We start from the raw sequence: 26,274 nt of genomic DNA, 5'->3' as shown, positions 1-26,274 counted from the left end.
GCCGGGTTCAGCGCCACGGCCGCACGGCACGGTCGGGGTGGTACACGCGACTGCCGCCCACCTCGGCGACCACCGCCGCGTCGGCCCGGTCGCCCAGCAGCCGCCGCAGCGTGCGCTCGGCCGGGGAGCCGGCCGTCACCACGTACCCGGGCCGCTGGGCGCGCGCCACCCGCCGCCAGTACGCCGGATAGCGGTTCTGCCCCGGCGTGAGCGCGCCGTCGAGCACCCCGCACGCGACAGTCTCCCCGGTGTTGAAGATCAGCCGGTTGCAGGTCCAGTAGTCGCCGTACACCTCGCGCAGCCCGGCCCTCTCCACCGTGTCGGCGAGGCGGCGGGCGGTGCGCTCCTCGTCCCGCACCGCCGGCACACCGGCCAGGAACGCCACGGTGCCGGCCAGCGTGGCGGCGGTCAGCCCGGCCAGCACCACAGTCGCCGTGACGCCGCCGATCCGGGCGGCCCGTCCGGCGGTGGCCCGCAGCGCGTGCGCGGCGGCCAGCCAGAGCGGCCACAGCACGGCCGGCAGCGAGATCTGGAGCACCGACAGGTAGCGGGCGTTGCCGAGCGGGTCGGTCGCGGCGAGCGGGCTGCGCACGTACGCCAGGAGCGTCAGCGCCGCGCCCGCGACGAGGCCGAGGATCGCCGCGGCCCGGACCCGCGCGGCATGGTCGGCGGCCCGGCGGTACGCGCGCAGGCCGAGCGCGGCGGCGGCCACCAGCAGCACCGGGTAGAGCAGGCCGAACCACTGCGCCCAGCGTGCGCAGCCGTCCATCGGGCACATGCCGGACGCCAGCGGCACCCCCTCCAGCAGCCCGCCGCGCAGCCGTTCGGCCAGCGGCGGCGCGACCCCCTCCTTGGTGCTGATCTCGCGGAACACCGACAGCGAGTCCTGTCCGGGCGGCGCGACGAGGTTGTCCTTGATCACCGGGGCGATCCCGGCCAGGAAGCCCACGACCAGCAGCACGCCCGGCCAGCCGATCAGGTCCCGGGGCACCGCCACCGCCAGCACCACCGCCGCCACCAGCAGGTACGGCGCGATCAGCCAGTCCGACCAGAGCGCCAGCCCGGCGAGCAGCCCGAACGCGCCGGTGGCCAGCCAGTGGTGCCGGATCCGCCGGTCACCGAGCGCGACCGCGATCAGCAGCATCGCCAGCACGGCCGGCTTGACCTCGGGACGGCCGCCGACCGCCGTGAGCTGGTCGCGGACCACGCGTTCCGAGCCGAGCGCCAGCAGACCCACCACGGCGACGGCGAGCCAGGGGGAGAACAGGCGGCGGGTCAGCCGGTACGCCAGCCACAGGAAGACCGCGAAGAGCGCGAGCAGCGGCAGCCGCAGCAGCGGCCAGGCCGGCCCGCCCCAGCCCACGAGCGGCGCGGCCAGGTACGACTCCAGCATGCCCATGTAGCGCTGGCCGTAGAGGAAGACCGGCCGTTCACCGCGCCCGGCGATGTGCAGCGCGGCCAGGCCGAACGTGGCCTCGTCGCTGTTGGACGCGGGCACCGTGAGCAGCGTCAGCACCAGCCGGTAGCCGACCCCCGCGGCGCCGAGCAGCAGCGCCACCAGCGCCGGCGCGTCCGGACGCGGTCGCACCGGGTCCCGCTTCGTCGTCGACACGACAAACGCCCCCGTCGTCGTCCCGACCGCAGTCTGTCACGGCGGCGGCCGGCGCCGGGCCGGATCGGCGTGGATCACTCGCGTGGCCCGGCCGGGCCGGTTGTGGCACTGTTGCCGTGTGCCGCCCACACCACCGGACCAGTTGGCCGTTCCGCAACTGCACCGCGCCGCGCGCTTCGAGGACGCCGTGCACGGCCTGGTGGAGCGCCGGTTGCGGCGCACTGGGTGGCAGCCCAACATCATCGCGTACGCGGGCTACGGCGCCCCGGGCTGGGCGCGCGTGCTCTGCCGGGTGCTGCTCGGGCGTCCGGACACCCGGCGGCGGGGCCGGCTGGACAAGGTGCGGGGCTGGCGCAGCTTCGCCACGCTGCCCGCCAAGCACATCACTGTGACGATCGAGGCCGACGGCGTGCGCCAGGAGGTGACAGCCGACCGCAGCGGCTTCGTCGACACCGTGATCGAGGGCGACTTCACCCCCGGCTGGGGCTGCGTACGCCTCAGCGTCGCCGACGCCGAGCCGGTGGAGGCGCTGGTCCGCATCCTCGACCCGGCCGTCCGCTTCGGCATCCTCTCCGACATCGACGACACGGTCATGGTGACCGCGCTGCCCCGGCCGCTGCTCGCCGCGTGGAACACGTTCGTGCTGGACGAGCACGCCCGCACCGCGGTGCCGGGCATGGCGGTGCTGTACGAGCGGCTGGCCACCGCCCACCCGGGCGCGCCGGTCTTCTACCTGTCCACCGGCGCCTGGAACGTCGCGCCGACGCTCACCCGGTTCCTGTCCCGGCACCTCTACCCGGCCGGGCCGCTGCTGCTCACCGACTGGGGTCCGACGGCGGACAGGTGGTTCCGCAGCGGCCGGGAGCACAAGCGGGCCACACTGGCCCGGCTGTCCCGGGAGTTTCCCGAGGTGCGCTGGCTGCTGATCGGCGACGACGGGCAGCACGACCCGGAGATCTACCGGGAGTTCGCCGCCGCCCACCCGGACAACGTGGCGGGGGTGGCGATCCGGCGGCTGTCGCCGACCCAGTCGGTGCTGGCCGGCAGCCTGCCCGCCCCGGCCGGACGGTCGTCGTCGGGCCCGATCGGCCAGAAGTGGCTCAGCGCCCCCGACGGCGCCGGCCTGTGGAAGCTGCTGCGCGAAGCCGACCTGGTCTGACCGCTCACAGCGTCGATCATGAGGTTGACGACCTTGTGGAGATCCACAACTGCGTCAACCTCATGATCAACTCGGGCGGAGCCAGAGCACGCCGAGCGGGGGGACGCGCAGGGAGACCGAGGCGGGCAGGCCGTGCCAGGGGATGTTCTCGGCGTGCACCTCGCCCAGGTTGCCGACACCCGATCCGCCGTAGTGGTGGGCGTCGGTGTTCAGCGCCTCGGCCCACGTACCGGCGGCGGGCAGGCCGATCCGGTAGTCCTCAAGCGGCAGCGCGGAGAAGTTCGTCACGCACACCAGCGTCTGCCCGTCCGGGGCGATCCGGATGAACGACACCGTGTTGTTGGCGACGTCGTCTCCGGCGATCCAGCGGAAACCGGCCGGGTCGGTGTCCTGCGCCCAGAGCGCCGGACTCGCCCGGTAGACCCGGTTCAGGTCGGCCACCAGGCGCTGCACGCCGGCGCGGGCCGGGTCGTGGGTGAGGTACCAGTCGAGGCCGCGCTCCTCGCTCCACTCCCTGTCGTCGGCCAGCTCGCAGCCCATGAAGAGCAGTTGCTTGCCCGGGTGCGCCCACATGTACGCCAGCAGCGCCCGTACCGTCGCCAGCCGCTGCCAGGTGTCGCCGGGCATCTTGCCGGTCAGCGAGCCCTTGCCGTGCACCACCTCGTCGTGGCTGATCGGCAGCACGTAGTTCTCGCTCCACGCGTACGCCAGGGAGAACGTGAGCTGATGGTGGTGGTGCTGCCGGTAGATCGGGTCCTTCGAGGTGTAGAGCAGGGTGTCGTGCATCCAGCCCATGTTCCACTTGAACCCGAACCCGAGCCCGCCCTCGGAGGTCGGCTTCGTGACCCCGGGCCAGGCGGTGGACTCCTCGGCGATCATCAGCACGCCCGGGTGGTGCCGGTAGACGGTGGCGTTCACCTCCTGGAGGAACGCGATGGCCTCCAGGTTCTCCCGGCCGCCGTGCACGTTCGGCGCCCACTGCCCGTCGGAGCGGGAGTAGTCCAGGTAGAGCATCGAGGCGACCGCGTCCACGCGCAGCCCGTCGATGTGGAACTCGTCGAGCCAGTAGAGCGCGTTGGCGACCAGGAAGTTGCGCACCTCGTTGCGGCCGAAGTCGAAGACGTACGTGCCCCAGTCGGGGTGCTCGCCGCGACGCGGGTCGGGGTGCTCGTACAGCGGGGTGCCGTCGAAACGCGCGAGGGCCCACTCGTCCTTGGGGAAGTGCGCCGGCACCCAGTCCAGGAGCACCCCGATGCCGGCGGCGTGCAGCCGGTCCACCAGGTGGCGGAAGTCGTCCGGGTCGCCGAACCGGGCGGTCGGCGCGTAGTAGCCGGTGACCTGGTAGCCCCACGAGCCGCCGAACGGGTGCTCCATCACCGGCAGGAACTCCACATGGGTGAAGCCCATCTCCAGCACGTACGCGGTGAGCTGCTCGGCCAGCTCCCGGTAGCCGAGGCCGGGCCGCCAGGAGCCCAGGTGCACCTCGTACACGCTCATCGGCTCCTGGTGCGGGGCCTGCCGGGACCGGCGCGCGAGCCAGTCCGCGTCGCCCCACTCGTACCGTGACCGGTGCACCACCGACGCGGTGGCCGGCGGCACCTCGGTGCGCGCGGCCATCGGGTCGGCCTTGTCCCGCCACCGGCCGTCGGCGCCCAGGACGCGGTACTTGTAGCGCGCGCCCACCGGCATGCCCGGCACGAAGATCTCCCACACACCGCTGGAGCCGAGCGACCGCATCGGCCAGCCGTCGTCCGGCGCCCAGCCGGTCACGTCGCCGACGAGCCGCACGGCACGCGCGTTCGGCGCCCAGACGGTGAACGCGACGCCCTCGTCGAAGACCCGGGCGCCGAGCGCCGCCCAGAGCCGCTCGTGCCGGCCCTCGCCGATCAGGTGCAGGTCGAGGTCGCCGAGGGTGGGCGGATAACGGTACGGGTCGTCGTGCGTCGTGCCGTCCACCTCGACCCGGTAGTCGAGCACCTCGCCGGGGACCACAGCCTCGAAGACACCGGCGTCGTGCACCCGCTTCATCGGGTGCCGGTCGCCGTCGACGAGCACCGTCACCTCGCCCGCGCCCCGGCGCAGCGTCCGGATCGTGGTGCTCCCGTCGGCGGGATGCGCGCCGAGCACGGCGTGCGGGTCGTGTACCTCGCCGGCGATCAACTGGTCCATCGGGTGTCGTCCTTGTCGGCCGGTGCGGTCGGGGCGGTGCCGCCGGAGAGGTCGGCGGGTACGTCTTCGACTGTGAGGTCGGGCGCGGCCGGGTGCTCCGGCTCGGCGGGGGCCGGTGCGGCCGGGCGGCGCACGGTGAGCACGTGCGCCGGTTGCAGGTACGGGTCCAGGCGCACGGCGTTGCGCTGCCCCCAGTCGTACTCGGCACCGGTCAGCTCGTCGCGCACCGTGAACCGCTCGTGCCAGTCCAGCCCGAGCGCCGGCATGTCGAGCGTGGTGTTGCCCCACTGCACCGCGCGGGAGTCGAACGAGCACACCACGATCACCGTGTTGCCGGTGGCCGGGTCGTGCTTCGACCAGCACAGCAGCGCCGGGTTGTCGATGTCGTGGAACCGCAGGTTGCGCAGCTGGTGCAGGGCGGGGTTGTCCCGGCGTACCCGGTTCAGCGTGGTGATGAACGGCGCCAGCGACCGGCCCTGCGCCAGCGCGGCGTCCCAGTCCCGGGGCCGCAGCTCGTACTTCTCGTTGTCCAGGTATTCCTCCGCGCCGGGCCGCGCCACGTGCTCGAACAGCTCGAACCCCGCGTACATGCCCCAGGAGGGGGACAGCAGCGCCGCCAGCACCGCCCGGATCTTGAACATCGGCGGGCCGCCGTGCTGCAACGACGAGTGCAGGATGTCCGGCGTGTTCGGCCAGAAGTTCGGCCGCATCCAGTCGACCGAGGCGACCAGTTCCTCGCAGTACTCCCGCATCTCGGCCGCCGTCGTGCGCCAGGTGAAATAGGTGTACGACTGGGTGAAACCGATCTTGCCCAGCCCGTGCATGATCGCCGGCCGGGTGAACGCCTCGGCCAGGAACAGCACGTCCGGGTCGGCCTTCTTGACCTCGGCGATCAGCCAGTGCCAGAAGTCGAACGGCTTGGTGTGCGGGTTGTCCACCCGGAAGATCCGCACGCCCTCGCCGACCCAGTGCAGCACCACCCGCAGCACCTCGGCCCGGATGCCCTCGGGGTCGTTGTCGAAGTTCAGCGGGTAGATGTCCTGGTATTTCTTCGGCGGGTTCTCCGCGTACGCGATGCTGCCGTCGGCCCGGGTGGTGAACCACTCCGGGTGCTCGGTGACCCACGGGTGATCCGGCGCGCACTGCAACGCCAGGTCCATCGCCACCTCCAGCCCCTGCTCGGCGGCGGCGGCGACGAAGTCGCGGAAGTCCGCCGGCGTACCCAGGTCGGGGTGGATGGCGTCGTGGCCGCCCTCGGCCGCGCCGATCGCCCACGGCGAGCCGACGTCGTCCGGCCCGGCGGCGAGCGCGTTGTTGCGGCCCTTGCGGTTGACCCGGCCGATCGGGTGGATCGGCGGCAGGTAGAGCACGTCGAAGCCCATCGCCGCGACGCCCGGCAGCCGCTGCGTCGCGGTGGCGAACGTGCCGGAACGCGCGGGCGCGTCCGCTGTCGCCGCTGTCGCGCCCTCGGAACGGGGGAAGAACTCGTACCAGGCGGAGAAGAGCGCCCGGGGCCGGTCCACCCACAGCGTGCGCTCCTCGCCGGTGGTGACCAGCTCGCGCACCGGGTGTTCCCACAGCAGGTCGGCCAGATCCAGCGCCGCGCTCACCCGCCGCGGCAGCTCCAGCCCGTCGTCGGTCAGCGCCCGCGCGGCCTCGCGTACGCGCTCACGGTCGCCCTTCGGCACCAGGTCGAGCGCGGCGGTCAGCACGCGTGCGCCCTCGGCCAGGTCGTTCGCCAGCTCGGCCGCGCCCTGACCGGCGGCGAGCTTCTTGGTGACCGCGTTCTGCCAGGTGAGGTACGGGTCCTGAAACGCCTCGACGGCGAAGCGCCACAGGCCCACCGCGTCCGGGCGGATGGTGGCGTGCCAGCGGTCCTGGCCGGGCTCGCCCGGGCGCATCCGGGTGAACGGGCGGGCCGCGCCGTCCGGGCCGAGCCAGACCACGTTGCACCCGAGCGCGTCGTGGCCCTCGCGGTAGGCCCGCGCCGACACCGGCACGACCTCGCCGACCACTGCCTTGGCCGGGTAGCGACCGCAGGAGACGACGGGGGAGACGTCTTCGATCGGGAACCGTCCAGTCACCCGCTCAACCTACTGCGCGAGATCCTTTCGCGCTCGGTTGCGCGCTGCTTCCACGGCGACGCGCCCACCCGGGTGGGCGGGCCTGCCGGGTCAGCGCCGGGCCCGCCACGCCTTGGCACGCCGCATGTAGCGCAGCACCCCGCCCGGCCCGGTGGAGACGGGCCAGTCGTCGGTGCGGAAGTAGGCGTCCGAGCCGCCGTCCAGGAAGATCACCGAACCGCAGAGGAAGTCGGCGGCCGGCGACAGCATGAACGCCACCCACTCGCCGACGTCCGCCGGCCTGCCGCGCCCGCCGATCGGCACCGGCAGCCCCTCGACCGCCTCCTTCTCGCCCCGGGCCATCTGCTCCTCCAGCAGCGGGGTGGCGATGATGCCGGGGGCCAGGACGTTCACCCGGATGCCGGCGCCGGCCCACTCCGGCGAGATCGCGGCGCGGCGTGCCCACCGCGTCACCGCCAGCTTCGAGCTCGCGTACGCGAACGGCGCCGAGCGCTTGCCGAAGCGCCCCACCACGCGCAGCGCCCGGCCGGCGTCTCGGTCGAGCAGGGCCCGCACGGCGCGCTCCGGCACCATCGGGGTGAGCGTGACGGAGTTCGAGCCGAACACCACGACCTTGCTGTTGCCGGCGGCGGCCAGCGTCGGTCGCCACGCCTCGAGCAGCTCCACCACGCCGAAGAAGTTGACCTGCTGCACGAGCCGGTCCCGGCCGGGGATGCCGCCGAGCCCGGCGGCGCAGACCGCCCCGTCGAGCCGCCCTCCGGCGCGCTCCAGCACCTCGGTGGCCGCCGCCGCGCGTCCGGCCGGCGTGGAGAGGTCGGCGACGACCTCCACGTCCCGCAGGTCCACGCCGACGACTGTGTGCCCGTCGCGCCGCAGCCGCTCGGCGGACGCCCGGCCCATGCCCGAGGCCGCGCCGGTCACCGCATACGTACCCATGTCGGTTCCTCTCCGCTTCGCCGACGGCCGGTCCGGGTCGGCCCCGTGCGTCCTGCCGGATGCTGGCACGCCGGGCGGCCCCGGGTGCGGCGATCGCGGCAAACCGTGCCTATTTCGCCGTCCGGCGACCCTCGGCCTGGTCGGCGGGGAGCTTGCCCGCCGCGTGCCGCCCGACGATGTAGCCGTAGACCAGGCCCTGGCCGATGGTCGCCCCGGCCCCCGGGTAGGTGCGGCCGAAGGCGTTGGCGGCGGCGTTGCCGATCGCGTACAGCCCGGGGACCGGGGTCCCCTCGTCGGACAGCGCCCGGCCGAGGCCGTCAGCCCGGATCCCACCGCAGGTCCCGAGGTCGGACAGGACGACCCGGACGGCGTACAGGGTGCCGGCCAGGGGCCGCAGGTTCGGGTTCGGCGTCATCGTCGGGTCGCCGTAGTAGCGGTCGTACGCGCTGGCGCCACGCGCGAAGTCCTCGTCGACGCCGGCGGCGGCGAGCTGGTTGAACCGCGCCAGGGTGGCGCTCAACGCGTCGGCGTCCACGTCCATCGACCGGGCGAGGTCACCCGGGGTGCCCGCGCGGTGCGCGACGCCCGCCGCGTACCAGGACTTCGGCAGCGGGGCGCGGGGGAACTGCGTGCCGGCGAAGACGTAGCTGTTGCGGTACCGCTGGTCGAAGACCAGCCACATGGCCGGCAGCGCCGCGCGCTCGCGGGCGAGGCCGAGCACCCGCTGCCCGAACGTCATGTAGTCGCAGGACTCGTTGACGAACCGGCGGCCCGTGCCGTCCACCATGAGCGACCCGGGCAGGGAACGCTCGGCGAGGAGCACCGACGGCGCGGCGTCGCCGACCGGCGCGACGGCGGGGAACCACCACGCCTGCTCCATCAGGTCGGTGCCGGCGCCCGCCTCCTGCGCGGCGCGGATCCCGTCGCCGGTGTTGCTGTCCGCGCCGAGGCTCCAGTCGCCCAGGTCGCGGTGGTGGTGGGCGTGCCGCAGCGGCAGGTTGTGGTCGAAGCCGCCGGTGGCGAGCACGACACCCCGCTCGGCCCGTACGGCGAACGTCGTCTCCCCGTGGCGCAGCTCGGCCCCGACGACCCGGTTCCCCTCGACCAGGAGCCGCTCCAGCGACGTCTCGGTCCAGACCGGGATGCCGGCGCGGCGGACGCCGGCGAAGAGGCCGGCGGCGATGGCCTGGCCGCCGGCGGCGTACTCGCGCCCGAGCGCGAGGCCGCCGAGGCCCTGGGCGAGGCGGGTCACGATGCGGGGCAGCGCGCGAACCGGGGTCTTCGCCATCAGGTTGAGCCACTTGTAGTCCGCACCGGTGACCGGCATGGGCACTGGTGCGGAGAGGACGGCGGGACGCAGCCGCGCGCGGTCGGCGCCGAGGACCTTCAGGTCGAGCGGGCGGCACTCGCAGCTCCGGCCGGCGGCGGTGCCGCCGGGCAGCTCCGGGTGGTAGTCGGAGTAGCCGCGGGCCCAGAGGAACCGCATCGGGGTGGTCCGCGTGAGCATCTCGATCGTGGCGGTGCCGTGCTGGAGGAAGCTGCGCCAGCGCTGTTCGGGCGCGGAGCCGTCCACGACGGCCTCCAGGTACGCCGCGCCGCGCTCGGGCGTGTCCCCGGAGCCCTCGGCGGCCAGCACGGGATTGGCGGGGATCCAGAAGGCGCCGCCGGAGCGCGCCGTGGAGCCGCCGACCCAGCGCGACTTCTCCACGACCACGACGGAGAGGCCGGCCTCGTGGGCGCTGAGCGCGGCGGCGAGGCCGGTGCCGGAGCCGATCACGACGAGGTCGACGGAGGTCGGCCGGGGCTGCCGGGGTACGGACATCGGGGAACTCCTTGCTACGGGGCGACGACGGGCCGGGTACCGGCGGCGACGAGCGCCGTCGTCCCCTCGGCGTCCAGGGGGCAGTGGGTGCCGGTGAAGATGCTGGCGGCGCAGAGGTTGCAGTGGGTGCAGCGCGACCGGGTGGCGGCGTCGCGGCTGATCTTGTTGATCAGATCCGGCTCCCGGAGCAGGGCGCGGGCCATCGCGACGTACTCGAAGCCGTCGCTCATGGCCGTGCGCATCCCGTCGAGGTCGGTGACGCCGCCGAGCAGGATCAGCGGCATGGACAGCTCCCGGCGGAACTGGAGCGCGAGGTCGCGGAAGTAGAGCGGCTGGTAGGGGTAGTCGCGGAACAGGAACCGGCCGAACATCTTCATGCCGAGCCGTAGCAGCGGCGGCTGGGGCGCGGCCATCGCCGCGAGCGGGATGTCGCCCCGGAACAGGAACATCGGGTTGAGCAGCGAGGACCCGCCGGTGAGCTCCAGGGCGTCCAGGTGCCCGTCGGTCTGCAGCATCCGGGCGAACGGGATCGACTCGTCGAGATCGAAACCGCCGCGTACGCCGTCGCTCATGTTCATCTTGGCGATGACGGCCACGTCGTCGCCGACGGCCTCCTTGACGGCGGCCAGGATCCGGCGCGGGAACTCGGCGCGGTTGGCCAGCGCACCGCCGAATTCGTCCCGGCGTCGGTTGAGCTTCGGCGACAGGAACGATCCGGCGAGGTAGGTGTGGCCCAGGTGCACCTCGACGGCGTCGAAGCCCACCTCGCGCGCCGCCGCGGCGGCGCTGCCGTGTGCGGCCACGATGCGGCGGATGTCGTCGTGCGTCGCGGCGCGGTCGAAGCCCATCGCCAGGGGGTTGAACCGCGCCGACGAGGCGAGCGAGGGCAGCCCGTTCGAGCGGGAGTTCGCCACCGGCCCGGCGTGCCCGATCTGGGCGCTGACCTTGGCGCCGGTGGCGTGCACCGCCTCGGTCAGCCGCCGCAGCCCGGGCAACGCCTCGGGCCGCCAGTAGACCTGCCCCCGTTCGGTGCGCCCCTCGGGCGCGACGGCGAGGTAGGCGACAGTCGTCATGCCGACGCCGCCGCGGCCCACAGCGGTGTGGTACTCGATCAGGCGGTCGGTGACCAGGGCGTCCGGGGTCGCCCCCTCGAAGGTGGCGGACTTGATGACCCGGTTACGCAGGCGAACCGGACCGAGGGTGGCGGGGGCGAGCGGGTCGGGAGTCGGGCGCGTGGCGGTCACGGGGCTTCCTCGGGTGGGGTGATGCGGATGTCCAGCCGACGCAGCAGGGCGTCGACGGCGTGGGCGGGCGAGCCGTCGGGGCCGCCGTGGGCCCAGTCGTACAGCGCGGCCTGGGCCGCCTCGCGGTACGCGGCGGCGACGGCGTGGCAGATCGCCCTCGGCGCTCCCGGTTGACGCCGGGCGATCTCCCGGGCGAGGGCCTCGGTCCAGGGCGCGTAGGCGCGGCCGGAGGCTTCCGCCAGCTCGGGTTCCTCGGCGACGACCCGCATCCAGTACCCGCCCGCGCTGAGCACGAGCGCGTCGTCGGAGACGGAGGCCACCACGGCGGCGCGCAGCGCGTCCGACAGCGGGATGTCGAGGGGCAGCGTGTGGAACGTCTCGGTCAGCCGCCGGGTGGCGGCGGGCACCCCCACCCAGGCGAGGGCGGCCTTGGACGGGAAGTGCCGCATCAGGGTGCGGGCGCTGACCCCGGTGGCCGCGGAGATGTCGTCCCAGCCGGTGGCGCCGTAGCCCTTCTCCGCCCAGAGCCGCAGGGCCGCGGTGCCGACCGCTTCGGGATCGAGCACCGTGGGCCGGCCACGTCGGCGCCGCGCGGGCGGGTTGTCCGAGGCCATGCGGCAAGTGAAGCATTTTTGTCGGGAAGCGTCAATAATCGGCGACCGCCCGGCGACGTGACCGCGCGCTCCGCCTCTAGCCCGTCCGCTGCGCGACGAACACGAACTCCCGATCAGGGCGATCAGGCGCCTGCCGCACATCGAGCACCCGGTATCCGGCGGCGGTCAGGCTCGACTCGACCTCGTCGCGGTCGCGGAACCGCAGCGTCGAGTCCGACGTGACCACCGCCCCGTCGGACAGGAACCGGTAGGTGAAGCGGAAGGACACGAACGGCAGGTCGATCGCGGTTACTCGAAAACGCCGTTCCACCCGCCCGACGCCCGGGACGGATCGGATGACCGGGCCGGTGTCCGTCGCCCACTCCTCCCAGGCGCGACGGTCGGGACGCCGGGTCTCGAAGACGAGATGCCCCTGCGGTCGGAGCGCGGCGTGGATGCTCTGGAGCGTCCGTCCCCAGTCGGCGTCGGTCAGGAAGACCTGCGCCACGTTCCCGGTCATCGTGGCCAGGTCGGCGCTGAGCGCGGGCAGCGCCGTGGCGTCGCCGTGGATCCAGTGGACCGCGCCGGCCCCGTCCTTGGCCCGCGCGACGTCGAGGGACGCCCCGGCCGGGTCGACGCCGACGACCGCGTACCCGTGCCGGGCCAGCAGGACCGCCAGCGACCCGGTCCCGCAGCCCACGTCGAGCACCGTGCGCGCGCCCAGCTCACTGGCGAGCGCGAGGTAGGCGGCCAGGTCGTCCCGGTCGAGGTCGAAGGCGTCGTAGACCGGCGCGAGACGCGGATGGGCGAAGATCGCATCGGGCATCCGGCGACCCTACCGACGCGGCGCTCGTCCTCCACGCGGTGCGTCGCGATTGCTCGTGCCGGCCGACACCTGTTAAGAAGGGGCCCTTCCTCTACCGGAGGCGTTAACAGGGGGCCCTTCCTTACCCGCCCACCGAGCGGTACACCTCGAGCGTCTGACGGGCGATCGCGTCCCAGGAGAAGTGCTCCACCGCCCGCCGCCGCCCCGCCGCGCCGAACGCCGCGATCCGCCGCGGGTCGGCCAGCAGCTCGTTCATGCTCGCGGCCAGGTCGGCCACGAAACGCTCCGGGTCCAGCGGGGTGCCGGAGCCGTCGCCGGCCTGCTCGATCGGCACCAGCAGCCCGGTCTCGCCGTCGGCCACCACCTCGGGGATGCCGCCGGTGGCGGTCGCCACCACAGCCGTCTCGCAGGCCATCGCCTCCAGGTTGACGATGCCCATCGGCTCGTAGACGGACGGGCAGGCGAAGACCGTGGCGTGGGTGAGCACCTGGATCACCTCGTGCTTGGGCAGCATCGCCGCCACCCAGATCACCCCGGACCGGGTGGCCCGCAGCTCCGCCACGAGACCCTCCACCTCGGCGGCGATCTCCGGGGTGTCCGGCGCGCCGGCGAGCAGCACGAGCTGGGTGTCGGCGGGCAGTTCCCGGGCGGCCCGCAGCAGGTACGGCAGGCCCTTCTGCCGGGTGATCCGCCCGACGTAGACGACGCTGGGCCGCGCCGGGTCGATGCCGAGCCGGTCGAGCACGTCGGTGCCGGGGTCCGGGGCGTACTGCGCGGTGTCGATGCCGTTGTAGACCACGCGTACCCGGTCGGGGTTCACCGCCGGATACGCGGTCAGCACGTCGCGGCGCATTCCCGCGCTCACCGCGATGATCGCGTCGGCCGACTCGAACGCGGTCCGCTCGCACCAGGAGGAGAGCGCGTACCCGCCGCCGAGCTGCTCGGCCTTCCACGGCCGCAGCGGCTCCAGGCTGTGCGCGGTCACCACGTGCGGCACCCCGTGCAGCAGCTTCGCGGTGTGCCCGGCCAGGTTCGCGTACCAGGTGTGGCTGTGCACCACGTCGGTGCCGGCGGTCCCGGCGGCCATCTCCAGGTCGACGCCCATGACCCGCAGCGCGGCGTTCGCGCCGGCGAGCGCGGCCGGCTCGGCGTACGCGGTGACGCCCTTCTCGTCGCGCGGCGCGCCGAAGCAGTGCACCCGCACGTCGGCGAGCCGGCGCAGCTCGCGGGCGAGGTATTCCACGTGCACCCCGGCACCGCCGTACACCTCCGGCGGGTACTCGCGGGTGAGCAGGTCGACGCGCATCGGTGCCATGCCCGCACCCTAGTGCAGAGCGGGGTGTCCCACGCGGTGCGCAAGTGTGGGCGTCCGAGTGGTGAAGTCGGGTCCAGGTCGTTAGCGTCTGAGCATGGCTGCCAAGGTGCTCGCGATCGTCCTGGCCGGCGGGGAGGGCAAGCGCCTGATGCCCCTGACCACCGACCGGGCGAAGCCCGCCGTCCCCTTCGGCGGGATGTACCGCATGGTCGATTTCGTCCTGTCGAATCTGGCGAACGCCGGCTTCCTCAAGATCGTCGTGTTGACCCAGTACAAGTCCCACTCCCTGGACCGGCACATCACCAAGACCTGGCGGATGTCGACGCTGCTGGGCAACTACGTCACGCCGGTGCCCGCGCAGCAGCGCCGCGGCCCGTGGTGGTTCGCCGGCTCGGCCGACGCGATCTACCAGAGCTTCAACCTGATCAACGACGAGCAGCCGGACTACGTGATCGTCTTCGGCGCCGACCACATCTACCGGATGGATCCCCGGCAGATGGTCGAGGACCACATCGCCTCCGGCGCCGGCGTGACGGTGGCCGGCATCCGGCAGCCGCTGTCGACCGCCGACCAGTTCGGCGTGATCGAGGTCGGCGAGGACGGCAAGCGGATCCGCGCGTTCCGGGAGAAGCCCACCGACGCGGTCGGGCTGCCCGACGCGCCGGACGAGATCTACGCCTCGATGGGCAACTACGTGTTCACCACCCGCGCGCTGTGCGAGGCGGTCGAGCGCGACGCGGCGGACAAGACCAGCAAGCACGACATGGGCGGCAGCATCATCCCGATGCTCGTCGAGCGTGGTGAGGCGAACGTCTACGACTTCAAGGACAACGAGGTGCCCGGCAGCACCGACCGCGACCGCGGCTACTGGCGGGACGTGGGGACGCTCGACTCGTTCTACGACGCGCACATGGACCTGATCAACGTGCACCCGGTGTTCAACCTCTACAACTTCGAGTGGCCCATCTACACCGAGCAGCCGCCGTACCCGCCGGCCAAGTTCGTGCACGCCTGGGGCGAGCGGGTGGGCCGCGCGGTCAGCTCGATGGTCTCGCCCGGCTCGGTGATCTCCGGCTCGCTGGTGGAGAACTCGATCGTGGCGCCGAAGGTGAAGGTGCACTCCTGGGCGCACGTCGACGGCGCCGTGCTGATGGAGGGCGTCCAGATCGGCCGCCACGCGGTCGTCCGGCGCGCGATCCTGGACAAGAACGTCCACGTCCCGGAGGGCGCCGAGATCGGTGTCGACCTGGAGAAGGACCGCCAGCGCTACACCGTGTCCGACAACGGCATCGTCGTCATCGGCAAGGGCCAGCGCGTCGAGCCCTGAGCAGTCCCCACCGCAACACCCGAGGAGGATCCCGCAGTGGCCCACCCCCGTGCCGGCCAGCCCGCCCAGCCCGCCGACCTGGTCGACGTGCCCCGGCTGGTCACCGCCTACTACGCCGAGCACCCGGACCCGGACGACCCGGCGCAGCAGGTCTCCTTCGGCACCTCCGGGCACCGCGGGTCCAGCCTGCGCAACGCCTTCAACTCCGACCACATCCTCGCCGTCACCCAGGCGCTCTGCGACTACCGGCGCGAACAGGGCCTGGACGGGCCACTGTTCCTCGGCCGGGACACCCACGCGCTCTCCGCGCCCGCCGAGGCCGACGCGCTGGAGGTGCTCGCCGCCAACGACGTGACGGTGCTGCGCGACAGCCGCGACGGCTACACCCCGACGCCCGCCGTCTCGCACGCCATCCTCACCCACAACCGGGGGCGCACCAGCGGCCTCGCCGACGGCATCGTCATCACCCCGTCGCACAACCCGCCGTCCGACGGCGGGTTCAAGTACAACCCCACCCACGGCGGGCCCGCCGACACCGACGCCACCACGTGGATCCAGGACCGCGCGAACGCCATCCTCGCCGCCGGGCTCAAGGAGGTGAAACGCATCCCGTACGCGCGGGCGCGCGCCGCCGGCACCACCGGGGAGTACGACTTCCTCGCCCGGTACGTCGACGACCTGCCCGCCGTGCTGGACATCGACGCGATCCGCGACGCCGGGGTGCGCATCGGCGCGGACCCGATGGGCGGGGCGAGCGTGGCGTACTGGGGGGAGATCGCCGAGCGGCACCGCCTCGACCTGACCGTGATCAACCCGCTCGTGGACCCGACGTGGCGGTTCATGACGCTCGACGGCGACGGCAAGATCCGGATGGACTGCTCGTCGCCGAACGCGATGGCCTCGCTGATCGCCGCCCGGGACGACTACGCGGTCTCCACCGGCAACGACGCCGACGCCGACCGGCACGGCATCGTCACGCCCGACGGCGGCCTGATGAACCCCAACCATTACCTGGCCGTGGCGATCGGCCACCTGTTCCGTACCCGGGAGCGGTGGGGCCCGGCCGCGGCCGTGGGCAAGACGCTCGTCTCCTCCTCGATGATCGACCGGGTGGCGGCCGACCTGGGCCGCCGGCTGCTGGAGGTGCCGGTCGGGTTCAAGTGGTTCGTGCCCGGCCTGCTCGACGGCAGCGTCGGCTTCGGCGGCGAGGAGAGCGCCGGCGCGTCGTTCCTGCGCCGCGACGGCAGTACCTGGACCACCGACAAGGACGGCATCCTGCTCTGCCTGCTCGCGGCCGAGATCATCGCCACCACCGGCCGTACGCCCAGCGAGCACTGGGCCGAGCTGGCCGACCGCTTCGGCGCGCCCGCGTACGCCCGGATCGACGCCCCGGCCGACCGGGCGCAGAAGGCAGTGCTCGCGAAGCTCTCGCCGGAGCAGGTCACCGCCACCGAGCTGGCCGGTGAGCCGATCGCCGCGATCCTCACCACCGCACCCGGCAACGGCGCCGCGATCGGCGGGCTCAAGGTGACCACCGAGTCGGGCTGGTTCGCCGCCCGGCCGTCCGGCACCGAGGACGTCTACAAGATCTACGCCGAGTCGTTCCAGGGCCCGGAGCACCTGGCCCGGATCCAGGAGGAGGCCAAGGCGCTGGTCGACGGCGTGCTCGCCACCGCCTGACCGCTCGCGGGGACGTCAGAAGTTCCGCCCGGGCGGTTTCTGCCGGAAATCCACCTTTAGGGGTGATAGGCGTCCTATGGTGTGGCCATGTCGGTCGTCCCGCGTCCCCCACCTCTGCCCGGTTCCGCGTCGCCCGCCTCCGACAGTCGAGACCCGGTTGCTCCGCCGGATGTCCACGTCCGTCCGGCAGTCGTCGGTGACGCCGCCTGGCTGGCCTCGGTCAGCCAGGCGTCGTTCGCCGGTCACCTGCACGACTACCTGACGTCGGCCCAGCCCGGCGTCGCCCGGTTCTGGGAGGTCGTGCTGGCGCATCCGGCGTCGTTCCCCGGCCGCTGTTTCCTCGTGGCCGAGACCGACGGCGGCGAGCGGCTGGGCTTCGCCGACCTGACGCTCGTCGACCCGGGACTCGCCCACCTCTCCTACATCTGCGTGGTCCGGGCCGCGCGCGGCCGCGGCGTCGCCCGTGCGCTGTTGCGGGCGTACCTCGATCGCCATCCCGGCGTACGGGGAATGCGGCTGGACGTCTTCGCGGACAACGCCCCCGCCCGGGCGCTGTACGACCGGCTCGGCTTCACCATCGAGTCCACGAGCACGTGGTGGGTCACCGACGTCGCGGCCGACCGATCCGCTCCGTCCGGCGGTGTGCGGCTCGACGGTCTGCACGCCGCCCGCGCCTGGTTCGACACCTACGGCTTCGGCGAGCTCACGGCCGTCGCCGGGGATTGCGGCGTGCGATTCGGTCGTCCGAGCGCCCGGGTGCTGCGCTGCTTCGACGTCGCGACGCTTCGGCAGCCGGCCGTCGTCGCCGCCGTGCTGCGCGAGTTCCCCGAGATCGATCGCGTGCTGGTCATGGCGCCGGGCGACGTCCCGCCACCCTGTGCCCTCGGTGACCTGCGCGCCGTCAACCGCTCGCTGAGGATGTCCACACCCGAGATCCGCACCCGACTGGAGCTCACGTGACGAAGACGATCGCCAAGACCGCCACCGACCCGGGTGCATTCCGCACCCCGAGCCTGTTCTACGGAGCGGCCCGGGAGGGGATGCGGGACCTTCTCGCGCAGCCCGAGGTGTGGCGAGGCGAGCAACGCGGCATCCTGTTGCCGTCGTTCATCGGCTGGTCGGCGCACGAAGGAAGCGGCGTCTTCGACCCGGTGACCGAACTCGGCCTCGACCCCGGCTTCTACGACCTGACCCCGGACCTCGCGGTGGACCTGGCGTCGCTGGAGGCCCGGCTCGCCGAGCGCCGGTACGACGTGGTCGTGGTCATCCACTACTTCGGCCGTACCGAGCGGGCGGTCGGGCGGATCCGCAACCTGACCGATCGGTACGGGGCGCTGCTGCTGGAGGACCTCGCGCACGCCTGGTTCACCCACGCGCTCGGTGGTCCGGCCGGGCGCACCGGGGAGGTGTCGCTCTACTCCCTGCACAAGATGCTGCCGATGCCGGGCGCGCGCGGCGGGATGGTGACCTACCGCAACCCCGACCGGCTCACCGGGCAGCGCGAGACCGCGCCGGAGCTGGCGCGGTACGTGATCGACCACGACACGTTGGGCATCGCCCGACAGCGCCGGGAGAACTTCCGTGCCCTCACCGCTCTGCTCGGCACCCTGCCGGAGCGGGGTGACGCCTTCGAGCTGATGTGGCCCGAACTCGACGAGGACGACGCGCCGCAGACCCTGCCGGTGCGGATCCTCGGGGCCGGACGCGAGAACCGCGACCACGTCTACGCCGAGATGAACCGCGCGGGATTCGGCATGGTCAGCCTCTACCACACGCTCATCGAGCACCTGCGTGACCACCCGACGACGGCGCACCTCGCGCGGCACATCATCAACTTCCCGGTGCACCAGGACGTCGCTCCGGACGACTACCCCGACCTGGTCGCCGCCTTCCGCCGGGCCCTGGACCCGCTTCCCGGCCACCGCACCGTGGTGGCGCCCGGGTTCGGGGGCGACGAGGCGGCGCAGGGCGCTGCCGTCAGCGCGGCGGGGGCAGCTTCCGGCGGTTGAGTTGCTCCCGTAGCCCTTCCGGGAGGAGCTCGCGTAGCTGTTCGGGCAGCAACGGCAGATCGAGCAGGCTCAGTTTGAGCTGGTTGCGTTCCTGGTAGCGGCGCGGGTCCAGACGGACGACGCGACCGGCGTCGCGGACGTACCGGACGTGGATCGAACCCTCAGTCGCCGCCTGACGGATCAGCAACCCGTCCATCTCCACCGCCACCGGCGCGGAATCCGGCCGTAGCTCCAGGTGCACGGTCTCGTGGGCGGAGAGCAGAACCGAACGGGAGATCCCGGCCATCGGCGCGGAGGGTGTCACCACCATCGCCTCGGTCGCGGGCGAGATCAGCGGGCCACCGGCGGCGTAGCTGTAGGCGGTCGAGCCGGTGGGCGTGCTCACCACCAACGCGTCGCACCGGTAGTAGCCGTAGCGCTGACCGTCGACCGCCAGGGTGGCGGTGACGAAGCCCGCCCCGGGCTGCCGGACCAGGGCGATGTCGTTGAACGCCACCACGTCGTCACCGCAGACGTCGCAGGCCAGACACGCGTGCGACTCGATTGTGAAATCGCGCGCCACCAGCCGTTCCAGCGCCCGGGGCAGGTCGGGCGGTTCCACCTCCACCAGGAAGCCCAGCCGCCCCAGGTGTACGCCGAGCACCGGCCTCGGGTCGCGGACCGCCATCCGCAGCGCACCCAGCATGGTGCCGTCGCCGCCGATGCTGATCAGCGCGTCGCAGTGTGCGGCCAGGTCGCCGTCGGGCACCGCTTCCACCGAGGCCGGCACCCGGTGCCGGTCCTCGCACCTGACGGCCAGGGTCTTGCGGTGCTGGGCCGCCCACCGTGCGATCGTCTCCACCACCTCGGAGACGTCCCGGGTGGGATGCAGCACCAGCCCGAACACATAGCCCGCCACCCCTACAGCTCATCACAACGGTGGGCGGGCCGTCCGGCGTACCGGAAGGCGCTCGGGCGGCGAAGTGTGTCCGAACAGGCAACCTTCCGTACCCGTGCTCGGCTCCGGCTCGTTGGACGCGAGGTGGAACGGGGGACGAGTGGAGCGTCGATGCGAGTCATGATCATGGCGGGTGCCCGACTGCGGCATCGGCCGGACCCTGAGGTGCGCAGCCCGCGCAGCCGGACGCCGAGGTGCGCGGTGAGGAGCCGGAGGTGACGGTGGCGCACGGCACGGACCGGTCGGCCGCCGGCGTGATCAACCGCCCCGGGCCGCCGTTCGAAGCGGGCCCGCGGGTGCGGTCCGGCTCAGGTGTCGGATCCTCCGTGGTGCGTGCCGCGATCGTGGTGGCGTTGCTCAACTTCGACCAGTTCCCGCGCCTGATCGCCCGGGGGTTCGTGGTGACCGCCGTGCTGCTGGCGGTGCCGTTGATCCTCCACGAGGTCCTTCGTCCGGCCTCCCGGGCCCGCGTCGTGGTGTTCGGGGTTCTGGTGCTCTTCGGAGTGCTCGCGCTACCGGGGATCATCCGCTCACCGGAATCCGAGTACGGCCAGCAGAAGTTCTTCCTGCTGGTGACCCTGACGATGGCCGCCGCCCTGGCGGTCGCGGTGCTGCGCGGACCGCGGGACGTCGAGATGTTCGCCGTCGTGTTCGTCGTGTCGGGCCTGGTGCTCGCGGTCGCGGCCCTGACGGGGGACTCGGAGGGCGGGCGGGCGAGTGGGTTCGGCTCCAACCCGATCTGGCTGGCCCGAGCCGTCGGGGCCGCGCTCGTGGCCCTCACCTGGCTCTACCTGCGCAGGCGTCTGTCGGCCTGGCCGGCGGCTCTCCTGGCCGTGATACTCCTCCTCGGCCTGGTCGCGACCGGGTCCCGGGGGCCGCTGCTGGCCACTGTCGTAGCCATGTTCTTCCTCGTCCTGGCCGGACTGCGGCTGAAGATCCGGCAGGTTCGCCGTGAGTGGGTCGGCCTGACCCTGATGGGTGCCCTGGTGCTGGTCGTCGCCGCCTTGCCCGCACTGCTGCCGCCCCGGGTGTACGCCCTCGTGGTCGACCCGAGCGAGGAGCTGTTCGGGAGCGCGCGCGCAACCATGCGCGAGGCCACCATGCCGATCATCGCCGAGAACCCGGGCGGAATCGGTTACGGCAACTGGGGCGACTACTCCGGCATGGTCGCCTACAGGTATCCGCACAACCTCTGGCTCGAACTACCGGCCGAGGCGGGGTGGCTGGTGGGAGGCGTCTTCGTCCTGGCCGTCCTCGCCGTGGCGGCCGGACTCTGGGTGGTCAGCAGACGTGAGCCCGCAGCGGGGCTCGTCCTCGGCCTGCTGGCGTTCTACGCGGTGGCGGTGTCGGCCTCCGGCGACATCAACGGGGATCGACCGCTCTTCGTCGTGCTGGCTCTCGGCGTGCTCCTGCTCGCCGGAGCGCGGGCACGGGCTGCCGGGGGGCGGCCGGGCGCGGCCGGGGCCCGGCGGCGGGCCCGTGCCGAGGGATGGGGGCCGATGTCCCCGGCCCGCCTGCCGAGCGGGGGCGGGCTCCGGGAAGACACCGGCCGGGCGCGGGCTCTCGGTTGACCTGGCGCCGTTCCCGGTGGCCCGCCATGTCGGGGGCCCGGCGCGGCGTGCTCAGCATCGCCGCCGGGTCGGCGGGCGGCCAGGTGCTGGCGCTGGCGGCCGCTCCGCTCCTGGCCAGGATCTACCGTCCGGCCGATTTCGGTCTCTTCGCCGTGGTCTCCGCGTTGGCGGTGACCATCGGCACGGTGGCCGCGCTCCGGTGGGAGATGGCGATCCCGATCCCCGAGCGGGAGAGTGACGCCCGCGCGTTGGTGACCCTGGGCCTCGCTGCGGCCTGCGGGACGGGCGCCGTCGGGGCGCTGCTGGTGCTGCTCCTGCGTGACGAGGTGGCCCGGTGGTTCGACCAGCCCGATCTTGCGTCCTGGCTGTGGGTGGTTCCGCCCACCGCCGCGGCGATGGGCACGGTTCTGGTGCTCAACCAGTTCGCCGTGCGACACCGCCGGTACGGCATGATCGGCCGGCGCAACCTGTTCCAGGCCGTGGGCGTCGTAGCCACGCAGCTCGTGGCCGGCGTGGCGGGCCTGCGGTCCGGCGGCTTGGCGCTCGGGTTCGGTTTCGGGCAGGTGGTTGCCGCCGGGGTCCTGCTCGGGGGCGCGCGCCGGCGCGGCGTGCGGTTCCGGGGCCTCGCGGCTGTGGCCCGGAGATACCGCCGGTTCCCCGTTCTCATGGCGCCGTCCGGACTCCTCAACATCCTCGGTACTCAGCTGCCGGTCCTGCTCATCGCCTCCTGGTACGGCAGCACGGTCGCCGGCTGGCTGGGCCTGACCCAACGGGTGATCGCGATGCCGATCGCGTTGGTGTCCTCCGCCGTCGCCCAGGTCTACCTGGCCGAGATCGCGCGGGCCGCCCGGGAGCGTGCCGTGGACGGGCGACGGATCTTCCTCGGCGCCACGCGGAGACTGGCGATGATCGCTGTGCCCGGCGCGGTGGCCGTCGTGCTCGCCGCGCCGTCGGCGTTCTCCCTGATCTTCGGGCCCCAGTGGCACCGCAGCGCCGACTACGCACAGGCGCTGGCCGTCTTCATGGCGGCTCAGTTCGTCGCGTCACCGCTCTCCCAGACGCTTGTCGTGTTCGAACGTCAGGGTCTCCAACTCGCCTGGGACGCGGGCCGTGTCCTGGTGATCGCGGGCGCTGTCTCCGCCGTGGCGCTGGCCCACGGATCCGCGCTGGTCGCCGTCTGGGCGTTCGGTCTCTCCGGAGCTGTCACGTACGGCGTCGGCTGGCTCATGTCGTTGCGTGTGGTGACGGTGGCGACCCGGGCCGCGAGACGTGCCGCCTCGTCACCCCGGCTCGTTCCACAGAGCTGATGGACAGCGGAACAGCATCTCGACCCTGTGCGGCGTCGTTGATGCATCTGTCAGTCAGGAAAGGAGTGTGCCCAGATGCGGGGCTCGTACCACGGGCGGCCGGGGTGCCGGCCATGACCGATCGAGAACGGAAACCGGGGTCGGCGTTGCGCTTGCTGATCGTCTCCTACTACTTCCCGCCGGCGGAGTCGGTCGGCGCCCGCCGGCCCGGCGCCCTCGCCGCCTTCGCGCTCCAGCAGGGCTGGGACGTCCGGGTGCTGACCACCGTCGCCGCCGGGCCGGGGGACGAGCCGGCCCTGGTGCCCGAGGAGCGCGTGATCCGCGCCGAGCCGTCGCCCCGGCTTCCCCGGGTCAGGCGGATCGAGGCCGTGCCGGCCGACGGCGAAGTCGCCCGGCCGGTGCCGCGACTGACCAGGCTGAGGGCGAAGGCCAACCGTTCGCTCGTCCGTGCCGGCCTGGAGCTGCTCGTCCCCGACCCGCAGCTCAACTGGGTCCGGCCGGCCATCCGTGCCTTCCGCCGGTCCGCCGGCGACTGGCGTCCCGACGTCGTCCTGGTGTCAGCTCCGCCGTTCTCCGGGTTCCTGGTGGCGGCCGCGATCGCCAACCGGCTGCGGGTGCCCTGGGTCGCGGACTACCGCGATCTCTGGTCCGTGGGCAACGAGTACTGGGTGCGTTCGGCGCCGCGACGGGCGGTGGACGAGAAGCTGGAACGTCGCCTCCTGCGGTCGGTGACGGCCTGTGTGACCGTGTCGGAGCCGCTGGCGGAGACGGTCCGCCGTACGTTCGGGGTGGACACGCATGTGGTCATGAACGGCATCGACCGGCGGCCCCCGCCCGCCGGATCAGTCGATGCCGTTCCCGTCGGCGGCGGCCGGGCGACTCTCACACTGGCACACACCGGGTACGTCTACCCGGGGCGTCGGGATCCCGGCCCCCTGCTGGAGGCGATCGCGCTGCTGGGCGACGAGGCCAGCCGGGTGCACGTGACGTTCGCCGGCGAGGACCACGGGATCGTCGACGTCGCGGCCGGACGGGCCGGCGTGCGTGATTCGGTCACCAACCTCGGTTACGTCCCGCCGGAGAAGTCATGGCGGATCCAGGCGGACGCGGATGCGCTCGTCCTGCTCATGTGGAACGACCCGCGGGACGCCGGCACGGTGACCGGCAAGATATTCGACTACCTCCAGGCCCGGCGCCCCATCCTCCTCCTCGGGTACGAGGGTGGGGTGGCGGCGAAACTCCTGCGGGACCGGGGCGCCGGGGTGGTGTGCAACGACCCCGCTGCGATCGCGGCACGGCTGCGGGAGTGGCTCGCCGTGAAGGAGCGGACCGGACGGCTGCCAGCGGTGCCGGCCGCCGCGATGGACGGCCTGTTCCGCGAGGACCAGCTCGGCTCCTACCTGGACATCCTCCGCGACGCCGCCGGGAGGCCGCACCACACGCGCCGCCCGCGGTCACGCTGAGCCCGGCCCGCCACCGATCGATCCCCGTGCCCGCACGGCGCGGGGACCGATCGTGTGCTCGTCGTCGGCCGCGGCGGAGACGGCACCGGTACGTGGACCGGGCCGCACTGCGGGGCACAGGGCCGATGCGGGCGCCTCAGCGGACGCCGGTGAGGCGCCGTTCCTGGTCGAGGTCGAGCATCCGCGCCGACGGGTCGACCGCCACGCCGGAGGCGCGCAGGACCTTGCCCGCCGTCCGCGCGAGGATGCGCAGATCGAGCCAGAGGGACCAGTCGAGAACGTAGCGGACGTCGAGTTCCAGGCGCTCGGTCCAGGCCAGGTCGTTGCGGCCGTTCACCTGCGCGAGCCCGGTGATGCCCGGCCGGACCTCGAAACGCGTTCGCTCCCGGTCGGTGTACCAGGGGTCGTAGCGCAGCAGCAGCGGCCGGGGGCCGACCAGGCTCAGGTCGCCCCGCAGCACGTTGACCATCTGCGGCAGCTCGTCGATGCTCAACCGTCGCAGCGTTCGACCGACGCCCCGGCAGCGGACCCCGTCGGGCAGCAGCCGGCCCTCCGCGTCGCGGTCGTCGGACATCGTCCTGAGCTTGAGGACCCGGATGCGGCGCTCGTACCGGCCGGTGCGTTCCTGCCGGAAGAAGACCGGGCTGCCGAACTGGGCCAGGACGAGCAGCGCGGCGACGGCCACCACCGGTGCGGTCACCACCAGGACGACGAGCGCCACGGTGATGTCGACCAGCCGCTTGAGCCGCAGCTCGATCGTCCGCCGGGCGGGGCTCACCGGGAGTGCGCCTTCCCGGCGGCCGGCGGCGCGTACTCGCCGGGTGGTCCGCCGACGCCGGCGGCGTGCTCGATGACCTCGGCCATCCGCACCGCGGAGATCCGGTTGTCGAAGTGCCGGTGCGACCGTTCGCGGGCGCGTACGCCGCGCTCGGCGAGACGCCCGGACCGGAACTCGTCGTATGCGTGCTCGATGGCCCGCGCCAGGGCGGCCGGGTCGTCCCGGGGGACCACCCACCCGCAGCTCTCGTCCACCGTCTCCGGCAGCCCGCCGGCGTCACTGACGATGCTGGGTACGTCCAGCAGCGCCGCCTCGGGCGGCGCGCCGTGCCCCTCGCTCAGCGACGGGCTCACGCTGAGATCGGCCGCCCGGTAGTAGGGCCGCACGTCGTCGGCGGTGTCGATCCAGCGGACGGAGTGGTCGTCGGCGACCCCGAACCGGCGGATCAGCTCCTGCCGGTGCTCCTCCCCGGCCTGGTCCGAGCCGTCCCCGACGAGCATCAGCACCGCCTCGGGGTGCCGGGAGCGGATCTCCTGCCACGCCGCGAGCAGGACGTCGTGGCCCTTGAACGCGCGGTCCCGGTGGGCGGCGAGCCTCCGCGGGGGATAGACGTACGCCACCATGATCACGACGAACTGGTCCGGGCTCAGCCCGAGATCCGCCCGGCACTTCGCCCGTGCCTCCGCACGCGTCGCCGCCGTGTCGTCCGGCAGGTCGGCGGTCGCCCAGGCCAGGTTGAGCCCGCTGGTCACGGCCGGCCGGCGCGACGCCGGCACGCCCAGTTCGCCGTAGAGGCGCGAGGTGTAGCGGGTGCCGCAGATGATCGTGCGGTCCAGGCGCCAGAGCAGCCGCTCGACCATCCGGACCGCCCGTGACTCCAGGAACGCGGGGCCGGCGACGAACTGCACCCGGGCCAGGGGCAGGCCGACGGTCGCGAGCCGCGCGCCCAGCGTGGCCGCGTACAGGTGGTGGTAGAGCACCTGGGGCCGCAGGCGGCGGACGAGCCGGCGCAGCCGCCACAGCTCGGACAGCGTGGTGAGGCTGGGCCGGAAGCGGAACGAGAACGGCGACGCCACCGTCCGGATCCCGGCCTCGGCCAGGCGCGTGTTCAGCCGCCCACCGGGCGGGCAGATCACCACCACCTCGTGGCCGCGATCCCGCAGGGCGCACGCCTGCGGGACGGTCCAGAGCCCGCCGTAGTTCGTCTTGACGATGACGGCGACGCGCAGTGCCGGTCGGCCGGTCGGGTCGTGGACGGCAGCACCGGACCGGGGAGCAGGCTTCACGGGTTCGCCTCCGAGCGTTCGGACCCCGTCACGAGTAGTACGAGGCTTATAGTCGCTTTGGCGTTAAGAACGATGCTCGCGGCATTTAGTAACCAAAGCTCCTGTTTTTCGTTGCTCCTGCGGAAGAGATGCGCGACCGGTGGGAGCAGAAGTGGA

20 protein-coding genes are annotated in these 26,274 nt (G+C 73.0%); 8 read left to right on the top strand and 12 right to left on the bottom strand.

Annotated elements, in window-relative coordinates:
* Positions 1–7: 7 nt before the first annotated feature.
* Complete coding sequence (locus tag ACGFIA_RS19095; RefSeq protein ID WP_357388937.1) at positions 8–1,612, bottom strand: hypothetical protein; 1,605 nt, start codon at positions 1,610–1,612, stop codon at positions 8–10.
* A 118-nt stretch (positions 1,613–1,730) separates the two neighbouring features.
* Here ACGFIA_RS19095 and ACGFIA_RS19090 point away from each other — a divergent pair, with 118 nt between their 5' ends.
* Positions 1,731–2,771: a phosphatase domain-containing protein gene (locus ACGFIA_RS19090; protein WP_357388939.1), complete on the top strand. Its 1,041-nt coding sequence runs from the start codon at positions 1,731–1,733 to the stop codon at positions 2,769–2,771.
* Between the two features lie 66 nt (positions 2,772–2,837).
* On the opposite strand, the gene glgB is transcribed toward ACGFIA_RS19090, so the two are convergent.
* The 8 genes from glgB to glgA all read right to left on the bottom strand — a co-directional run bounded on the left by glgB (position 2,838) and on the right by glgA (position 13,760).
* Positions 2,838–4,940 (bottom strand): 1,4-alpha-glucan branching protein GlgB, encoded by a 2,103-nt coding sequence (gene glgB / locus ACGFIA_RS19085; protein WP_357388941.1) that lies wholly within the window; start codon positions 4,938–4,940, stop codon positions 2,838–2,840.
* Positions 4,928–7,024, bottom strand: coding sequence for a maltotransferase domain-containing protein (locus ACGFIA_RS19080; RefSeq protein WP_393261157.1), 2,097 nt, complete (start codon positions 7,022–7,024; stop codon positions 4,928–4,930). Before ACGFIA_RS19080 ends, glgB begins: the two co-directional genes overlap by 13 nt.
* 90 nt (positions 7,025–7,114) lie before the next feature.
* On the bottom strand, positions 7,115–7,960 hold the full coding sequence (locus tag ACGFIA_RS19075; protein ID WP_357388945.1) for an SDR family oxidoreductase: 846 nt from the start codon (positions 7,958–7,960) through the stop codon (positions 7,115–7,117).
* 109 nt (positions 7,961–8,069) lie between these two features.
* Positions 8,070–9,782 (bottom strand): 3-ketosteroid-delta-1-dehydrogenase, encoded by a 1,713-nt coding sequence (locus ACGFIA_RS19070; RefSeq protein WP_357388947.1) that lies wholly within the window; start codon positions 9,780–9,782, stop codon positions 8,070–8,072.
* Positions 9,783–9,796: 14 nt separating this feature from the next.
* Positions 9,797–11,026 carry an NADH:flavin oxidoreductase gene (locus ACGFIA_RS19065; RefSeq protein ID WP_357388949.1) on the bottom strand — a complete coding sequence of 410 codons (1,230 nt, stop codon included), beginning with the start codon at positions 11,024–11,026 and terminating at the stop codon, positions 9,797–9,799.
* Positions 11,023–11,640 (bottom strand): helix-turn-helix domain-containing protein, encoded by a 618-nt coding sequence (locus ACGFIA_RS19060; RefSeq protein WP_357477421.1) that lies wholly within the window; start codon positions 11,638–11,640, stop codon positions 11,023–11,025. Before ACGFIA_RS19060 ends, ACGFIA_RS19065 begins: the two co-directional genes overlap by 4 nt.
* Positions 11,641–11,716: 76 nt before the next feature.
* Entirely contained in the window at positions 11,717–12,445 is a 729-nt protein-coding gene (locus tag ACGFIA_RS19055) for a class I SAM-dependent methyltransferase (RefSeq protein ID WP_357477423.1), read from the bottom strand.
* A gap of 121 nt (positions 12,446–12,566) precedes the next feature.
* The gene (gene glgA, locus ACGFIA_RS19050) at positions 12,567–13,760 is read right to left on the bottom strand and encodes a glycogen synthase (RefSeq protein ID WP_393261152.1); all 1,194 of its coding nucleotides are present in this window, start codon (positions 13,758–13,760) and stop codon (positions 12,567–12,569) included.
* Between the two features lie 94 nt (positions 13,761–13,854).
* Here glgA and glgC point away from each other — a divergent pair, with 94 nt between their 5' ends.
* The 4 genes from glgC (at position 13,855) to ACGFIA_RS19030 (ending at position 18,776) form a co-directional block, all read left to right on the top strand.
* The gene (gene glgC, locus ACGFIA_RS19045; protein ID WP_194800913.1) at positions 13,855–15,087 is read left to right on the top strand and encodes a glucose-1-phosphate adenylyltransferase; all 1,233 of its coding nucleotides are present in this window, start codon (positions 13,855–13,857) and stop codon (positions 15,085–15,087) included.
* Positions 15,088–15,123: 36 nt separating this feature from the next.
* Positions 15,124–16,767 carry a phosphoglucomutase (alpha-D-glucose-1,6-bisphosphate-dependent) gene (pgm, locus tag ACGFIA_RS19040; RefSeq protein ID WP_393261149.1) on the top strand — a complete coding sequence of 548 codons (1,644 nt, stop codon included), beginning with the start codon at positions 15,124–15,126 and terminating at the stop codon, positions 16,765–16,767.
* Between the two features lie 87 nt (positions 16,768–16,854).
* Complete coding sequence (locus ACGFIA_RS19035) at positions 16,855–17,727, top strand: GNAT family N-acetyltransferase (protein WP_393261147.1); 873 nt, start codon at positions 16,855–16,857, stop codon at positions 17,725–17,727.
* Positions 17,724–18,776 (top strand): DegT/DnrJ/EryC1/StrS family aminotransferase, encoded by a 1,053-nt coding sequence (locus ACGFIA_RS19030; protein WP_393261144.1) that lies wholly within the window; start codon positions 17,724–17,726, stop codon positions 18,774–18,776. Before ACGFIA_RS19035 ends, ACGFIA_RS19030 begins: the two co-directional genes overlap by 4 nt.
* On the opposite strand, the gene ACGFIA_RS19025 is transcribed toward ACGFIA_RS19030, so the two are convergent.
* Positions 18,745–19,674 carry an NAD(+)/NADH kinase gene (locus tag ACGFIA_RS19025; protein ID WP_393261142.1) on the bottom strand — a complete coding sequence of 310 codons (930 nt, stop codon included), beginning with the start codon at positions 19,672–19,674 and terminating at the stop codon, positions 18,745–18,747. The genes ACGFIA_RS19030 and ACGFIA_RS19025 overlap by 32 nt on opposite strands.
* A gap of 254 nt (positions 19,675–19,928) precedes the next feature.
* On the opposite strand from ACGFIA_RS19025, the gene ACGFIA_RS19020 reads away from it, so the two are divergent.
* The 3 genes from ACGFIA_RS19020 to ACGFIA_RS19010 all read left to right on the top strand — a co-directional run bounded on the left by ACGFIA_RS19020 (position 19,929) and on the right by ACGFIA_RS19010 (position 24,054).
* A complete protein-coding gene (locus tag ACGFIA_RS19020; RefSeq protein ID WP_357477440.1) occupies positions 19,929–21,284 on the top strand; it encodes an O-antigen ligase family protein in 1,356 nt (451 codons plus the stop codon).
* Positions 21,285–21,310: 26 nt separating this feature from the next.
* Positions 21,311–22,591: an oligosaccharide flippase family protein gene (locus tag ACGFIA_RS19015; protein WP_357477443.1), complete on the top strand. Its 1,281-nt coding sequence runs from the start codon at positions 21,311–21,313 to the stop codon at positions 22,589–22,591.
* 113 nt (positions 22,592–22,704) lie between these two features.
* Positions 22,705–24,054 (top strand): glycosyltransferase, encoded by a 1,350-nt coding sequence (locus tag ACGFIA_RS19010; protein WP_357477445.1) that lies wholly within the window; start codon positions 22,705–22,707, stop codon positions 24,052–24,054.
* 136 nt (positions 24,055–24,190) lie between these two features.
* Here ACGFIA_RS19010 and ACGFIA_RS19005 read toward each other — a convergent pair whose 3' ends face one another.
* Together ACGFIA_RS19005 and ACGFIA_RS19000 are read right to left on the bottom strand one after the other, a co-directional pair.
* The gene (locus ACGFIA_RS19005; RefSeq protein WP_357477447.1) at positions 24,191–24,832 is read right to left on the bottom strand and encodes a sugar transferase; all 642 of its coding nucleotides are present in this window, start codon (positions 24,830–24,832) and stop codon (positions 24,191–24,193) included.
* Positions 24,829–26,118, bottom strand: a complete 1,290-nt coding sequence (locus ACGFIA_RS19000; RefSeq protein WP_393261137.1) for a glycosyltransferase — start codon at positions 26,116–26,118, stop codon at positions 24,829–24,831. The genes ACGFIA_RS19005 and ACGFIA_RS19000 overlap by 4 nt, the downstream gene beginning before the upstream one ends.
* Positions 26,119–26,274 lie beyond the last annotated feature (156 nt).

The organism is Micromonospora sp. NPDC049203 (assembly GCF_043197215.1).
Lineage (GTDB): Bacteria > Actinomycetota > Actinomycetes > Mycobacteriales > Micromonosporaceae > Micromonospora.
The sequence above is the reverse complement of the archived record's forward strand: the minus strand, read 5'-3'. Positions and strand labels throughout refer to the sequence as shown.

Coding starts and splice junctions, on each gene's coding strand:
- glgA (WP_393261152.1), bottom strand. CDS start 13,760: ATGGCACCGATGCGCGTCGACCTGCTCACCCGCGAGTACCCGCCGGAG.
- ACGFIA_RS19010 (WP_357477445.1), top strand. CDS start 22,705: ATGACCGATCGAGAACGGAAACCGGGGTCGGCGTTGCGCTTGCTGATC.
- ACGFIA_RS19055 (WP_357477423.1), bottom strand. CDS start 12,445: ATGCCCGATGCGATCTTCGCCCATCCGCGTCTCGCGCCGGTCTACGAC.
- glgC (WP_194800913.1), top strand. CDS start 13,855: ATGGCTGCCAAGGTGCTCGCGATCGTCCTGGCCGGCGGGGAGGGCAAG.
- ACGFIA_RS19070 (WP_357388947.1), bottom strand. CDS start 9,782: ATGTCCGTACCCCGGCAGCCCCGGCCGACCTCCGTCGACCTCGTCGTG.
- ACGFIA_RS19060 (WP_357477421.1), bottom strand. CDS start 11,640: ATGGCCTCGGACAACCCGCCCGCGCGGCGCCGACGTGGCCGGCCCACG.
- ACGFIA_RS19075 (WP_357388945.1), bottom strand. CDS start 7,960: ATGGGTACGTATGCGGTGACCGGCGCGGCCTCGGGCATGGGCCGGGCG.
- ACGFIA_RS19015 (WP_357477443.1), top strand. CDS start 21,311: ATGTCGGGGGCCCGGCGCGGCGTGCTCAGCATCGCCGCCGGGTCGGCG.
- glgB (WP_357388941.1), bottom strand. CDS start 4,940: ATGGACCAGTTGATCGCCGGCGAGGTACACGACCCGCACGCCGTGCTC.
- ACGFIA_RS19035 (WP_393261147.1), top strand. CDS start 16,855: ATGTCGGTCGTCCCGCGTCCCCCACCTCTGCCCGGTTCCGCGTCGCCC.